Here is a 14066-nt window from a genome sequence, read left to right on the forward strand (position 1 = left end):
CACACGGCGGTCGATAGTGCCTGCCGCGCGGCTCGCCGCCCGGCCGCCGATACGATCGCGATCATGAACGACCGGCCCAAGGCTCTGCTGTTCGACGTCCAGGGCACCGCCACCGATTTTCATTCCACGGTCGTGGCGGCGGCTGCGGCGACCCTCGGGCAGCGATATCCCGGCCGGGACTGGTCCGCATTCGTGAACGATTGGCGCGCAGCGTATTTCCGTGGCACCGCCGCGGTCAGTGACCACTGGGTCAGTGTCGATTCGATCTATCGCGCGGCACTCGACGAACTCCTCACCGAGCGCGGGATGGATGCGCCCTCGCAGGCCCGCGCCGAACTGAATTCCGCGTGGAAGCGCCTGGATCCGTGGACGGACGCGGTGCCGGGCCTGACGCGCCTGCGACGCCGCTACACCCTGGCGACGTTGTCGAATGCCGACGTCGACGCGGTCGTCAGCATCACCCGGCACTGCGATTTCCCGTGGCACGCCGTGTTCACCGCAGAGATGGCGGGCGCGCACAAACCTGATCCCCGCACCTACCGCATGGCCGCGCACTACCTCGGCGCCCAGCCGGGCGAGATCATGATGGTCGCGAGCCACAAGTACGACATCCGGGCCGCGGCCGCCCTCGGCTTCCGCACCGCCTTCGTCGCACGGCCGCTCGAATTCGGCGATCCGGCCCTGGCGGACACCGCATTCAGCGACGAATTCGACCTCAACGTCACCGATTTCGAGGATCTGGCCGAGCAACTGGGGTGTTGAACCGCATCGGCGAGCGCGTACGCCGGCATTCGACGATCGCCGCCATGACGATCGCCGCCATCGAGGTCCGGAACGTACGCGCCGCCCGTTCCGGACCTCGATGCGCGTCGCGGAACTACCCCGCGGGCGCCGGCTCGGCAGGCGGCGCGGCTTCACCCTCCGCCGATTCACCTGCGCCGGACGCACTTTCGGCGACCGCGACCGGCTCTGCCGCGGTCTGCGCCGCACCATCGGTTTCCGCCAGCGCCACGAGTTCCTGACGTACGCGCAGGTCGTGTTCGGCGGCATCGGCGGCGGCCCGCTTCGGACTCCAGCGCCCGGCCATCAGGAACACGAACGGCAGGAACAGCACCTGGGCGATCAGGCAGATCCACCACCACTGCCGCCACTGCACCGGCGAATCGGCGGCCGCCTGTTTCACCTCGGGGCCGTGCGCGGCGACATAGGCCAGATCATCGGCCGGCACGGTGGCCACCGCCTGCAATTGCGATTGCGCGGTAACGAGTTTCGGGCCGACCGTACTCGCGACCGCGAGCTGCTCACGCGGCACCTGCTGGGTCGCGGCCAGCCGCCCCGCCGCTTCGGCCGGGCTGACGCCGAACTTCGCCGCCACCTGACCGACCGCAGCGCCCGCGGCCCGCGCATCGTTCGGATTCGCCGCCAGGGCGCCGAGCGTCGCCGGATCCACCGCCTGCAGGGTCGCCAATTCCTGCGGGTAGCGGGCGTTCAACGCGATCGTGGCCTGGATGTCGGCGGGCGCCGCGCCGGTCAGCTTCGTCAGCGCGGCCATCTGAGCGGCCGGATCGGCGGGATTGCGGCCGAGTTGCGTCATGGTCTCGGCGCCGACGGTCTGGATGGTCGCCAGCTGCGGTCCGTACTGCGCCTGGATCTCCTGCAGTCGCGGACCGTTGTTGACCAGCGGCCCGGCGGCGTCGACCACCATCAGCAGACCGAACAGCGTGAAGGTCACCACCGTGCGCAGCACACCACCCCACACGGCCAGCCCGACCGCGGTCGCGGCCGGGTTGTGGCGCTCCACGGTTTCGGTGAAGCTCGCCATCCAGGTGGCGTAGGCGATGCCGCCACCGACCGCGATGACCATCATCACCACCGCGAACGAGTAATAGCCGGTGTCGGGATGATCGGTGTAGCCGAGGAAGACGTACAGCCCGACGATGCTGATCAGGGCGCCCAGGATCATGAACGGTTTGCGCACCTTGAGGATGTCGGACACGATGCCGGTCACCACCAGCGCCACCGCGTTCGCGATCCAGTACCAGTTGCCCAGAGCATTGGCCTGCGCCGGTGTGAAACCGAAGTTCGTCGCCAGATAGACCGGCAGGAACGACACGATGGTGTAGAAGAATGCCAGGAAGATGCTGATGGCCAGGGCCGAGCCGACCACGTCGACGCGCATCATCTGACGCCACTGCCCGCGCTCGAGCGCCTCGACGTCCAGCCCCTTGGCCCGTGCCTCGACCAAAGCCCGATCCCGCAGGCTCACCATCACCTGATCACGCAGGCGCGGACTCAGTTCGCGCAATCCGATCACCGCGACGACGGCGACCGCACAGCTGATCACCCCGCACAGCCGGTAGTGGAACTGCCAGTCCGGGTGGCTGTCGAGGGTGCGGGCGGTGATCTCGCTGGTGACCAGTGCGCCGATCACCGGTCCCAGGGTCCAGAATCCCATCGCCGAGGCGCGGCCCAGCTGCGGCGAGAAGTCCCGGATCAACGCCGGGGTGGCCACCAGCACCGCACCCTCGACCACGCTCACCACGCAGTAGACGAGGAGATAGGCCATCTTCGTGGTCGTCGCCGGCAGCGCGAACAGGGTGAGCAGCGAACAGATCACCACCCCGTAGGCCACGATATTGGCGCGCCCCCAGCGATCGAGCAGCCCCGCCGCCACCGAGGCCGCGGCGCCGAAGGCCGCGCCGATGATGAAGATCCACACGAAATAGGCGAAGGAGAGGTGGAAGTAGGCGATCAGCTGATTTCCGACCGCGCCCGCGACGAAGAGCTGGTAGTACAGCACGATCGAGGTGATCACCACGAGCGTCAGGTACCAGGAGCGGGCGGGGGTATCGGGATAGTGCGGTAGTTTTCGCCGCCACAATCCGGTGAGCAGGGTGGGAGCGGCTGCTGTCGAGGTCGAGCTCATGGTCGAGATGCCTTTCTGACCACGGCATCTCGTCGCGGGACGAATCTCTTGTGATTCCGCACGAGCACCGGGTGGGAAAAGGGTAGCGGCCGATCGTGATCCACATCACTTTTCCGGCAACTCGATCGAACCGACCGCTCCGATTGCGGGGCACATACCGACCGGTCGACGGTTGCCGAGTATTCGCAGCGCTGTTCGCGCAACCCGCGACCTATCAGCTTGTCTGAGGAGTTTGCTACCGTGGAGCCCATGGTCGACTCCCCCATCCTGCAGGTGGACGCCGTAGATTTCGTGCGCAACCGCAATCCGATCCTGTCCGCGGTGTCGCTGACCGTGCGCGCCGGCGAGCATTGGACGCTACTGGGCCCCAACGGCGCCGGCAAGACCACACTGCTGAAGATGCTCGGCGCGTTCGAACATCCCACCCACGGCAGTGTGCACGTCCTCGGCCATCGGCTGGGCCGGGTGGATATGCGCGAATTGCGCACGGCCATCGGGCATGTCGACCCGCGGCACACACCGCCCTACCCCCTCACCGCGCACGAGGTGGTCCTGACCGGACTGACCGGTACCGCCGATACCAAGCAGCGCTGGTCACCGACGCCCGAAGAGGATGCCGAGGCGGATCGGCTGATCGAACTCATGGGACTGTCCCCTCGCCGCGACGCCCGCTGGCCCACTCTGTCTCAAGGTGAGCGCGGGCGCGCCCTCATCGCCCGGGCGCTGATCGCCGAGCCGCGACTGCTCCTGCTCGACGAACCGGCCACCGGCCTCGACGTGGGCGGCAGGGAACAGCTCATCGACCGGATCGATCTGCTGCAGGCCACTCATCCGGAACTGGCGTCGGTCCTGGTCACCCATCACCTCGAGGAATTACCTCCGGGAACCACCCACGCGCTCCTGCTGCGCGCGGGACGTTGCGTCGCGAGCGGACCCGTGGACGAGGTGCTGACGAGCGGCAATATCAGCACCTGTTTCGACCATCCGATCCGGCTGACCCGCACCGACGACGGACGCTGGCATGTGCGGGCGGAGCGCAGCGTGCACGCCTGAGCACGAATCTTGTCATTGACAAGATTCGTGCAACATGCGATGTTGGGCAGGCGTCAGCATTCACTCGCCTCGTCGAAAGTTCTTCGCCATGCCCACACTGCCCTGGGTCACCGTCGAGCGGCCCACCACCGATACCGTCCACGTCATGGCCTCGCGGCTGGAAGTCCGGTCACTGCGGCACGTGCCAAGATTCCTCGCGACCTCGATCGTGCTGCGGCGCCAGGCCCGCCGCTCCCCCGGCGCCCTCGGCATCGCTCTGCAGGCCGACCTCGCCCGCCGCACGTTCTGGACCCTGTCGGCCTGGACCGATCAGGAGGCGATCGGCGCCTACGCCCGCACCGATCCGCACGCCTCGGCCATCGTGCGCGCCCGCGCGGTGATGCGCGAATCGACGTTCGTGTTCTGGTCCGTCCCCGCCGCCGACCTGCCGATCGACTGGTCCGAGGCTCGCCGTCGCATCGCCGAGGAACGCGAGAAGCGAAGCAGCACAGCCGCTCTCTGAGACGACCCGCCGCCGCGCCCGGCCGGCTCAGTCGTCGACCGGGACCGATTCCGACAGCCTGGCCGGCTGCTCGTCCTCGGGCGGTTCCCGCAGCCGCGCCACCTCCAGTACCCGCGAGCGGGCCGCGAACCAGCCGACGATCAGCGCCGGGATCAGAATCACCAGACTCGCGACCGTCCAGGTGCCGACCGGGTGATCGAAGGCCATCAGCACCAGCATCGCGGCCAGGAAGACCAGGGTCGCGATGCCGGTATACGGGGCGCCGAACATGCGGAACGCGGGACGTTCCAGCTCACCACGCCGCCAGCGCCGCCACAGCGCCAGCTGGCACAGCACGATCGTCGCCCAGGAGGACAGGATGCCCAGCGACGCGATGTTGAGCACGATCTCGAAGGCGCGCGCCGGCACGATGTAGTTGAGCCAGATGCCGACCAGAGCGATCACACTCGTCAGCACGATGCCGCCGTAGGGCACACCGCGGCTGTTCATCCGCGCGGTGAATCGCGGTGCGCTGCCGTTGACCGCCATCGAGCGCAGAATGCGGCCGGTCGAGTACAGACCGGCGTTGAGACTCGAGAACGCCGCGGTGAGCACGACCAGATTCATCACCGAACCGGCATGCGGGACACCCAACTTCGTGAAGAAGGTGACGAACGGGCTCTCGTCGGCATGGTAGGCGGTGTAGGGCAGCAGCAGGGCCAGCAGGATCAGGGAGCCGACATAGAACACGGCGATACGCAGGATCACCGAGTTGATGGCGCGCGGCATGATCTGCTGCGGATTCTCGGTCTCGCCCGCGGCGGTGCCGACCATCTCCACCGCGGCGTAGGCGAACACCACTCCCGAGGCGACCGTGACCAGCGGCAGCACCCCGGTCGGGAACCAGCCACCGGACTGCGCGACCAACCCGAAACCCGTTGCGGCCCCGTCGACCCGGAATCGCCCGCCGAGGAAGACGATGCCGATGATCAGGAACGACACCAACGCGACGACCTTGATCAGCGCCGCCCAGAACTCGAGTTCACCGAACCATTTGACCGAGATCAGATTCACGCTCAGCACCAGGCACAGCGCGATCAGCGCCAGCACCCACTGCGGGATCGCACCGAACGCGCCCCAGTAGTGAAGATAGGTGGCGATCGCGGTGGTGTCGACGATGCCCGTCATGGACCAGTTCAGGAAATAGGTCCAGCCGGCGATGAAAGCCGCCTTCTCCCCGTAGAACTCGCGCGCATAGGAGACGAACGACCCCGACGAAGGCCGGTGCAGCACCAATTCGCCCAGCGCCCGCAGGATGAAGAAGACGAATACACCGCAGACCGCGTACACCAGGAACAGTCCCGGTCCCGCGTGCGCCAGCCTCCCGCCGGCGCCGAGGAACAGGCCGGTGCCGATGGCGCCGCCGATCGCGATCATCTGCAACTGCCGCGGCTTGAGGCTCTTGTGGTAGCCGCTGTCCTCCGCGGACAGGTGCGTCTGTGCTGGTATCTCGCTCATCGGTGGGGTGATCCCTTGGTCGAGGTCGGGGCGGCTCGACGTTACCCGGTGTGGGAATGATGCCCGGCGTGGTGGGGCAGGTGCGCGTTAAAGTGCCTGCATGAGGCGCACGCGAGCGATTCTGGCCGGCGCGAGCGCCGCCCTGCTGCTGACCACCGGGCTGCTCACGGGCTGCTCGCCCACCACCTCCGAGGCCGGCCGAAGCTGCGTCGAAGGTCCGGACGGCACCCCGATCACGGCCGCGGCGGGACCGGCGGCGAGTGCGACGAATCTGGCCACCAATCCCGAGATCGCCACCGGCTACCGCAGCGGTATGACCCCGGTCCGAACCCACACCTTCGCGGTCTCCACCGCGAACCCTCTGGCCACCCACGCCGCCTGCGAGGTTCTGGCCGACGGCGGCACCGCGGCCGACGCGCTGATCGCCGCGCAGACGGTACTGGGCCTGGTCGAACCGCAGGCCTCCGGCATCGGCGGCGGCGCATTCCTGCTCTATTACGACGCCGCGGCCGGATCGGTCGACGCCTACGACGGTCGCGAGGTCGCCCCCGCCGCCGCGACCGAGAACTATCTGCGCTGGATCAGCGACACCGATCAGTCGATGCCGCAACCGAATACCCGCGCCAGCGGACGGTCGATCGGCGTACCGGGCGTGCTGCGACTGCTCGAGGCGGCCCATCGCGACCACGGCAAGCAGTCCTGGCGCGACCTGTTCGGTCCCGCGATCTCGCTGGCGGACAACGGTTTCGACATCAGCGCCCGGATGGCGAGCCAGATCGCGCAGTCGGCCCCGGATCTGGCCCGGGACGCGAATGCCAGGCAGTACTTCCTGCAACCGGACGGCTCCCCCAAACCGCGAGGCTTCCACCTCGCCAATCCGGCCATGGCAAAGACGTTGAGCGCCGTCGCCTCCGACGGTCCCGACGCCTTCTACACCGGAGCGGTCGCCCGCGACATCGTCGACGCCACCGCGACCACCAGTGGTGGCCGTACCCCGGGTCAGATCTCGCTCGACGATCTCGCGCGGTATCAGGCGAAGAAACGCACCGCCCTGTGCACCGACTACCGCACCCACCGGATCTGCGGGATGCCCAATCCGTCCTCGGGGGGTATCACCGTCGCCGCGACCCTCGGGATTCTGGAGAACTTCGACCTCGCCGGTCTGTCCCCAGACCGTCTCGACCGCAACGGCGGCGTCCCGAAAGCCGAAGCGGTGCATCTGATCTCGGAGGCCGAACGGCTGGCCTACGCCGACCGCGACAAGTACATCGCCGATCCCGATTTCGTTCCGCTGCCCGGCGGCTCACCCGCCGCGCTGGTGAACGAGGACTATCTGAAGCAGCGGGCCGCGCTCATCGATCCGAACCATTCCATGGGTACCGCGCAGCCGGGTGACTTCGGCCCGGTCCCGCTGGGCACCGGCGTGCAGCAACCCGAACACGGCACCAGCCACATCTCCGTGGTGGACCGGTACGGCAACGCCGCGACCATGACCACCACCGTCGAATCGGCGTTCGGCTCGTTCCATCTGGTCGACGGATTCGTCCTGAACAACCAGCTCACCGATTTCAGTGCCCAGCCGGCCGATGCGGCGGGTGTGCCGCTGGCCAACCGGGTGCAGCCCGGGAAGCGGCCGCGCAGTTCGATGAGCCCCACCCTGGTCTTCGATCGGACGCCGGATGGGTCCCGCGGTCAACTGGTCGATGTCGCCGGGTCCCCCGGCGGTTCGGTGATCATCCAGTTCGTGGTGAAAGCGCTGGTGGGCCTGCTGGATTGGCATCTGGATCCGCAGCAGGCGGTCTCGCAGGTGGCCTTCGGCGCGGCGAACACACCGGTGACCGGGGTGGGCGGGGAACATCCGGCGATCGACGCCACCGACAACGGCGCCCATGATCCGCTGGTGCAGAAGCTGCGCGAAATGGGGCATCAGGTCTCGGTCGACCCGCAGTCCAGCGGGCTCAGCGCCCTGCAGCGCGAGAGCGGCGGCTGGATCGGCGGAGCGGATCCCCGTCGGGAGGGCATAGTCCTCGGCGACGCCCGCTGACCGGTCAGTCCTGCTGTGCGGCGGTGTATTTCGCGCCGAGTTCGCGGAAGCGATCCATCGCGCGGGCGGCGTGATCCTTGTCGTTGACGCGGATCGCCAGCATCGGAACGTACTCGTCCCCGGCCAATTCCAGTCGCGCCCAGGACTTCTTGTCCGGAATCGCGACGCCGCGGATATCGGCCCAGCGGAACTCGTTGTCGCCCAAGATGTTGCGCACGACGACGCCCTGCGGTCCGACGCGCACCCGCGGCCGGGTCAGCAGCAGCACGGCACCGGCCAGCAGCAATCCGAAGCAGATGATCGCCACCTGGTCGGCGCCGCGGAAGTTCACCCCGGTCGTCGAATTGCTCGACAACACCCCGGCCAGGATGAACAACACCGCGATCACGGCCGCCACGATGCGCGCGGTCCGCACCGCCCGGCGCGGACGCACCTCGAGATCCCACTGCTGTCCGTCCGCGCCCGGGGGCTGCGGACCGCGTTTGAACAGATGCACGACCGGCGGCATCGGCTCAGGCTTCTCGGCGCAGCGCGCGCAGGGTCAGCGCGGCATCCAGGGCCGCGGCACTCGCCTGCTCGCCTTTGTTCTCGGCCGAATCCGGCAGGCCCGCGCGGTCGAGGGCCTGCTCCTCGGTATTCACCGTGAGCACCCCGTTGGTGACCGGCGTGCCCTCGTCCAGCGACACCCGCGTCAGCCCGGCGGTCACCGCATCGCAGACGTATTCGAAATGCGGTGTCCCCCCGCGGATCACGACGCCCAGCGCCACGACCGCGTCGTGGGTGCGGGCCAGCGCCTGCGCGACCACCGGCAACTCCATCGCCCCGGCACAGCGCACCACCGTGATCTGCTCGACGCCCGCTTCCCGGGCCACCCGCTCGGCATTGGCGAGCAACGTATCGCAGATGGTGGTGTGCCACCGCGAGGCGACGATGCCGACCCTCAGGTCCTTCGCGTCCGCCAGCGCGAACTCCGGTACACCCGTACCGCTCATCGACCGATACCCCTTCTCACGAATTCTGACTACTGCGCGGTCTCGCCGAGGTCCAGGTCGTCCAGGCCGACCAGGTCGTGGCCCATCCGGTCGCGCTTGGTGCGCAGATACCGCAGATTCTCGGCATTGGCCCGCACCGGCATCGGCACCCGTTCGGTGATGCTCAGGCCGTAGCCGTCCAGGCCGACCCGCTTGGCCGGATTGTTGGTGAGCAGCCGCATCGACTTGATCCCGAGATCGACCAGGATCTGCGCCCCGGTGCCGTAGTCGCGGGCATCGGCGGGCAGGCCGAGTTCGATATTCGCGTCCACGGTGTCGTGCCCGGAATCCTGCAGCTGATAGGCCTGCAGCTTGTGCATCAGGCCGATGCCGCGGCCCTCGTGCCCGCGCATGTAGAGCACCACACCGCGCCCCTCGGCGGCGACCATCTCCATCGCGGCATCCAGTTGCGGGCCGCAATCGCAGCGCAGCGAGCCGAACACGTCGCCGGTCAGGCACTCCGAGTGCACGCGCACCAGGACATCGTCACCGGAGTCGACGCTCAGATCGCCGCGCACCAGCGCCACATGTTCGACGTCGTCATAGATGCTCTTGTAGCCGACGGCCTTGAATTCGCCGTACTTGGTGGGGATGCGCGCCTCGGCGATCCGCTCCACCTGCTTCTCGTGCTTGCGGCGCCACGCGATCATGTCGGCGATCGAGATCAGCGCGAGTTCGTGCTCGTCGGCGAAGATCCGCAACTCTTCGGTGCGGGCCATATCGCCCTCGTTCTTCTGGCTGACGATCTCGCAGATCACACCGGCCGGGCTCAGACCGGCCATCCGGGACAGATCCACGGCCGCCTCGGTGTGGCCGGGCCGCCGCAGCACCCCGCCGTCCTTGGCGCGCAACGGCACGACGTGGCCGGGCCGGGTGAACTCGTCGGCACGCGAGGCCGGATCGGCGAGCAGGCGCATGGTCGTCGCGCGGTCGGCGGCCGAGATGCCGGTGCTGATGCCCTCTCGCGCGTCCACCGACACCGTGTAGGCGGTGCCGTGCTTGTCCTGGTTCATCGAATACATCGGCGGCAGGCCCAGCCGATCGCAGTCCGCACCGGTCAGCGGCACACAGATGTAGCCGGAGGTGTATCGGATCATGAAAGCCACCAGCTCGGGGGTCGCCTTCTCCGCGGCGAAGATGAGGTCGCCCTCGTTCTCCCGGCCCTCGTCGTCGACGACGACGACCGCCTTACCGGCGGCGATATCGGCGACTGCGCGCTCGATGGTGTCGAACCTGGTCACGTCTGCTGTGCTCCACTTCGGAATAGGTGCGACTCGAGCCTACTGGGTCGGGTCGCCGGTACGACGTCGCGGTTGCCCCGGTCAGCCACGCTGCTGGAGCCGCTCGACATATTTGGCGATGACGTCGACCTCCAGGTTCACCGTGGTGCCGGCGGGCGCGGCGCCGAGGGTGGTGAGCTCGCGGGTGGTGGGGATCAACGAGACCTCGAACCAGTCGCGGTGCCCGGGTTCGCCGCCCTCGTCGACGCCGAGGGCCGAGACGGTGAGCGAGATGCCGTCCACGGTGATCGACCCCTTCTCGACCACATAGCGAGCCAGATTGTCGGGCAACGAGATTCGCACGACCTCCCAGTTGTCGGAGGGGATGCGCGACACGATGACCCCGGTGCCGTCCACATGGCCCTGCACGATGTGGCCACCGAGCCGGCTGTTCACCGCCGCGGCGCGCTCCAGGTTCACCTTCGAGCCGATGTCGAGTTTGCCGATGCCGGAGCGGTTGAGCGTCTCCCCCATCACGTCGGTGGTGAAGCTGTCGCCGTCGACCACGTCGACCACGGTCAGGCAGACGCCGTTGACCGCGATGGAGTCGCCGTGGCGGGCATCGGAGGTTACGGTCGCGCCGCGAATCGTGAGCCTGGCCGCGTCCGCGGACCGCTCGGCGGCGACGATCTCCCCCAGCTCCTCGACGATGCCTGTGAACATCCGTATCTCCTGTCAGCCCGGCGCCCACCGCGTCGGGGCGTCCGCTAGCGCAAACGGTGCCGGCGGCCCGGGGTATTCCCCCGCGGGTCGCGGTGTCATCAGCGTAACGACGCGCTGTAGCAGAGCACATCCGGCCGTCCTACCGACCGGTCATGGCCGGACATTCAAGACTTTCGGACCGGAAAAGCGCACCGAACCGGGCGCCGTATCGGCGACGCGCCGAGCGGGCTGATCGGCTCCCCCGCGCGACGGCCACATCGCCGAATGCCGAAAAGGAATAGCGAACAATTTCAGGAAAAGGAAATCGAATTTTTGGTTTTCACCGGTCGAATATCCGGCTTCTACCGGCCCGGATCGCAGCCGAATTCAATTTGTTACCCACGTGACTGCGAATTCAACCCCAACGCTTGCACCAGGGCGTATTCGGTAGCAATATTGTTATGCAGTTGATTCCAACCGTTCATTGGACAACAACCTCATGGGGGTGCGGCGTGACCACGGTGATCGATACGTCTCTCACGGATCGTTGCGAGCGGTATCGCCGCGTCTTTCATCTGCCCGCGTCGGTGGACGACGCATCGCGGCACATCGTGCTCGAGATCGGGCAGCAATTCGGCGCGGTCACAATGCCGGCCGATGTGGGTGAGCGGGTCCTGCGCCAGCTCACCCAGTCCGGACTGGTCACTCCCGTCGTGCACCATCCGCGGGCGCGGCGCTGGACCTTCATCACCGGCCCGTCGTGCTCCGCCAGCGTCAGCACATCCGTTGCGGCCGAACTGTTCCGGCTGTACACGACGGTCGCGTGCACGGGTAGTCACGTGGTGCTGCCCTCGGCCGAGGACGAACGAACCGGCTATCGGATCTGGGTGCAGACGCCCGACCATCTCGAGGCGGTCGTCCCCATGGCCGCGGTCGTGGAGGCCGCTCGGCTCAGCGCCGCGCCGCCTGCTCCTCGATGACCTTCTCGCGCAAGGCTTCCACGGTCGCGGCCGGATCGTCCGTGCCGTACACCGCGGACCCGGCGACGAAGCAGTCCACACCGGCCTCGGCGGCGGCTTCGATGGTGTCCATATTGATGCCGCCGTCGATTTCGACGACCAGACGCAATTCACCGCTGTCGACGAGCCGGCGGACCGCGCGCGCCTTCTCCAGCACGTGCGGAATGAACGACTGACCGCCGAATCCGGGCTCGACACTCATCACCAGCAGCGTGTCGAAATTGCGCAGAATTTCCAGGTACGGCTCGATGGGCGTATTCGGTTTCACCGACAATCCGGCCTTGGCGCCGGCGGCGCGGATATCCCGGGCCACCGCGACCGGATCGTCGGTCGCTTCCGCGTGGAAGGTCACATTGTAGGCACCGGCCTCCGCGTACGGGGGCGCCCAGCGGGCCGGATCCTCGATCATCAGATGGCAGTCCAGCGGGATGTCGGTGGTCTTCAGCAGACTCTGCACCACCGGCAGGCCGAGGGTCAGGTTCGGTACGAAGTGGTTGTCCATCACATCGACGTGCAGCCAGTCCGCTCCCTCGACGGCGCGTACCTCCTCCGCCAGACGAGCGAAATCAGCGGACAGGATGGACGGCGCGATCATCGGCGACGGCCGGTGAAAGTGGGAATTCGAGAGGGACACAGCGCGTGAGTGTACTGGGTCGATCACACCGGTTTTCGGCACTGTCGGCGATTGCGCGACGCGAAGTTGGGTAGCCTTCGTAGGGTGATCAACATGTCGGCTGAAGAGGGACTGCGCAGTACACCCGTCGAAATCGGAGTGGCGGCCACCGTGTCGCAACTGCCCATCGTGCGCGGATTGGCCGAAACACTGGTCCTGCTCAGCGATTTCACGCTCGACGAGGTCGCCGATATCCGGCTGGCCGTCGACGAGGCGTGCTCGACGCTGATCGAACTCGCCGTTCCCGGCAGCACCCTGCAGTGCCGCTTCACCGTCGGCGACAACGATCTGCTCGTCCGGGTGGCCGGCATCGCGGCCACCTCGAAGCTGCCCGACCAGCGCAGCTTCGGCTGGCATGTACTGCGGACGCTCACCGACGGCATCGACGTCGCGCAGGAGCCCTTCGATTCGGCGATTTCCGGATACCCGACGGTGGTCGAATTTCGCCGGGTCCGGGGGAAGGCGTAGTGGCCGACGAGAACAACGTGTTCGAGGCCGAGGACGCCGAGAACACCGCGGGTACGGCCGCGAGCGGATCCCCTGACGACACCGGCGCCGAGGACGGCGAGGGCCGCACGGACGGCGGTGAGGCAACCCCGGACGACGAGGAGGACGGTGACGAGGTCGCCGAGGTCACCGGTTCGGTTTCCGGATACGACGATGTGAACCTGCTGTTCCAGGCACTGTCGGAGGCCGGTGACGGCCGCCGCGCCGAACTGCGCGACGAGTTGATCAATCGCTGTATTCCGTTGGCGGACCACATCGCCCGCAAATTCAGCGGCCGCGGCGAACCGTTCGACGACCTGACGCAGGTGGCTCGGGTCGGGTTGGTCCACGCCGTCGACCGTTTCGACGTCTCGCGCGGCTCGAACTTCCTGTCCTTCGCGGTGCCCACCATCATGGGCGAGGTCCGGCGCTACTTCCGCGACAACACCTGGGCGATGCGAGTTCCCCGGCGGGTCAAGGAAACCCATCTGCGCATCGGTTCGGCGATCGATACGCTCTCGCAGTCGCTGGGCCGCTCCCCGACCGCCAAGGAGATCGCCGCCGAACTCGACATCCATCCCGACGAGGTGACCCAAGCCGTCATCGCGGGCAACGCGTATCAGCCCAGTTCCATCGACGCGGTGTCGGTGGGCCGCGATACCGAGGCCTCGCTGCTGGACACCCTCGGCGAGGAGGAGTCGCAGTTCGACCGGGTCGAGGAGTACGTGGCGATCCGGCCGCTGCTCGCGGGCCTGCCCGAACGGGAACGACGCATCCTCACCATGCGCTTCTTCGAATCGATGACGCAGACCCAGATCGCGCAGCGGATGGGGATATCGCAGATGCACGTCTCCCGGATTCTCGCGAAAACCCTTGCGCGGCTCCGGGAGCAGAGCGCCCGCGAGTGACGCCG

At 67.6% G+C, this 14066-nt stretch carries 14 protein-coding genes; 7 read left to right on the top strand and 7 right to left on the bottom strand.

Annotation, left to right across the window (positions count from 1 at the left end):
• The first annotated feature begins 63 nt into the window (after positions 1-63).
• On the top strand, positions 64-762 hold the full coding sequence (locus RJ03_RS14915; protein WP_036502592.1) for a haloacid dehalogenase type II: 699 nt from the start codon (positions 64-66) through the stop codon (positions 760-762).
• Between the two features lie 115 nt (positions 763-877).
• Here the strand turns inward: RJ03_RS14915 and RJ03_RS14920 are convergent, their stop codons facing one another.
• Positions 878-2926, bottom strand: coding sequence for an MFS transporter (locus tag RJ03_RS14920; RefSeq protein ID WP_083870828.1), 2049 nt, complete (start codon positions 2924-2926; stop codon positions 878-880).
• 249 nt (positions 2927-3175) lie between these two features.
• On the opposite strand from RJ03_RS14920, the gene RJ03_RS14925 reads away from it, so the two are divergent.
• Positions 3176-3979 carry an ABC transporter ATP-binding protein gene (locus tag RJ03_RS14925; RefSeq protein ID WP_036502595.1) on the top strand — a complete coding sequence of 268 codons (804 nt, stop codon included), beginning with the start codon at positions 3176-3178 and terminating at the stop codon, positions 3977-3979.
• Between the two features lie 88 nt (positions 3980-4067).
• Entirely contained in the window at positions 4068-4481 is a 414-nt protein-coding gene (locus tag RJ03_RS14930) for a DUF3291 domain-containing protein (protein WP_036502598.1), read from the top strand.
• A 27-nt stretch (positions 4482-4508) separates the two neighbouring features.
• Here the strand turns inward: RJ03_RS14930 and RJ03_RS14935 are convergent, their stop codons facing one another.
• Positions 4509-5978, bottom strand: coding sequence for an amino acid permease (locus RJ03_RS14935; RefSeq protein ID WP_036502599.1), 1470 nt, complete (start codon positions 5976-5978; stop codon positions 4509-4511).
• Positions 5979-6078: 100 nt separating this feature from the next.
• Between RJ03_RS14935 and ggt the strand changes: the two genes are divergently transcribed.
• Positions 6079-8022, top strand: a complete 1944-nt coding sequence (gene ggt / locus RJ03_RS14940) for a gamma-glutamyltransferase (protein WP_036502601.1) — start codon at positions 6079-6081, stop codon at positions 8020-8022.
• Positions 8023-8026: 4 nt separating this feature from the next.
• Here ggt and RJ03_RS14945 read toward each other — a convergent pair whose 3' ends face one another.
• The 4 genes from RJ03_RS14945 to RJ03_RS14960 all read right to left on the bottom strand — a co-directional run bounded on the left by RJ03_RS14945 (position 8027) and on the right by RJ03_RS14960 (position 10996).
• Positions 8027-8530, bottom strand: a complete 504-nt coding sequence (locus tag RJ03_RS14945) for a PH domain-containing protein (protein WP_083870829.1) — start codon at positions 8528-8530, stop codon at positions 8027-8029.
• Positions 8531-8534: 4 nt separating this feature from the next.
• Positions 8535-9014: a 6,7-dimethyl-8-ribityllumazine synthase gene (ribH, locus tag RJ03_RS14950; RefSeq protein WP_036502603.1), complete on the bottom strand. Its 480-nt coding sequence runs from the start codon at positions 9012-9014 to the stop codon at positions 8535-8537.
• A gap of 29 nt (positions 9015-9043) precedes the next feature.
• Positions 9044-10294, bottom strand: a complete 1251-nt coding sequence (locus RJ03_RS14955; protein WP_036502604.1) for a bifunctional 3,4-dihydroxy-2-butanone-4-phosphate synthase/GTP cyclohydrolase II — start codon at positions 10292-10294, stop codon at positions 9044-9046.
• 81 nt (positions 10295-10375) lie between these two features.
• Positions 10376-10996: a riboflavin synthase gene (locus tag RJ03_RS14960; protein WP_036502606.1), complete on the bottom strand. Its 621-nt coding sequence runs from the start codon at positions 10994-10996 to the stop codon at positions 10376-10378.
• Positions 10997-11487: 491 nt separating this feature from the next.
• Here RJ03_RS14960 and RJ03_RS14965 point away from each other — a divergent pair, with 491 nt between their 5' ends.
• On the top strand, positions 11488-11955 hold the full coding sequence (locus RJ03_RS14965) for a hypothetical protein (RefSeq protein WP_036502608.1): 468 nt from the start codon (positions 11488-11490) through the stop codon (positions 11953-11955).
• Here the strand turns inward: RJ03_RS14965 and rpe are convergent.
• A complete protein-coding gene (rpe, locus tag RJ03_RS14970) occupies positions 11927-12589 on the bottom strand; it encodes a ribulose-phosphate 3-epimerase (RefSeq protein ID WP_036502611.1) in 663 nt (220 codons plus the stop codon). The genes RJ03_RS14965 and rpe overlap by 29 nt on opposite strands.
• Before the next feature lie 123 nt (positions 12590-12712).
• Between rpe and RJ03_RS14975 the strand changes: the two genes are divergently transcribed.
• Together RJ03_RS14975 and RJ03_RS14980 are read left to right on the top strand one after the other, a co-directional pair.
• On the top strand, positions 12713-13135 hold the full coding sequence (locus RJ03_RS14975; RefSeq protein WP_036502614.1) for an ATP-binding protein: 423 nt from the start codon (positions 12713-12715) through the stop codon (positions 13133-13135).
• Complete coding sequence (locus tag RJ03_RS14980; protein WP_036502617.1) at positions 13135-14061, top strand: RNA polymerase sigma factor SigF; 927 nt, start codon at positions 13135-13137, stop codon at positions 14059-14061. Before RJ03_RS14975 ends, RJ03_RS14980 begins: the two co-directional genes overlap by 1 nt.
• The last annotated feature ends 5 nt before the right edge of the window (positions 14062-14066 follow it).

This window comes from Nocardia aobensis NBRC 100429, assembly GCF_000308375.1.
Classification (GTDB): domain Bacteria; phylum Actinomycetota; class Actinomycetes; order Mycobacteriales; family Mycobacteriaceae; genus Nocardia; species Nocardia aobensis.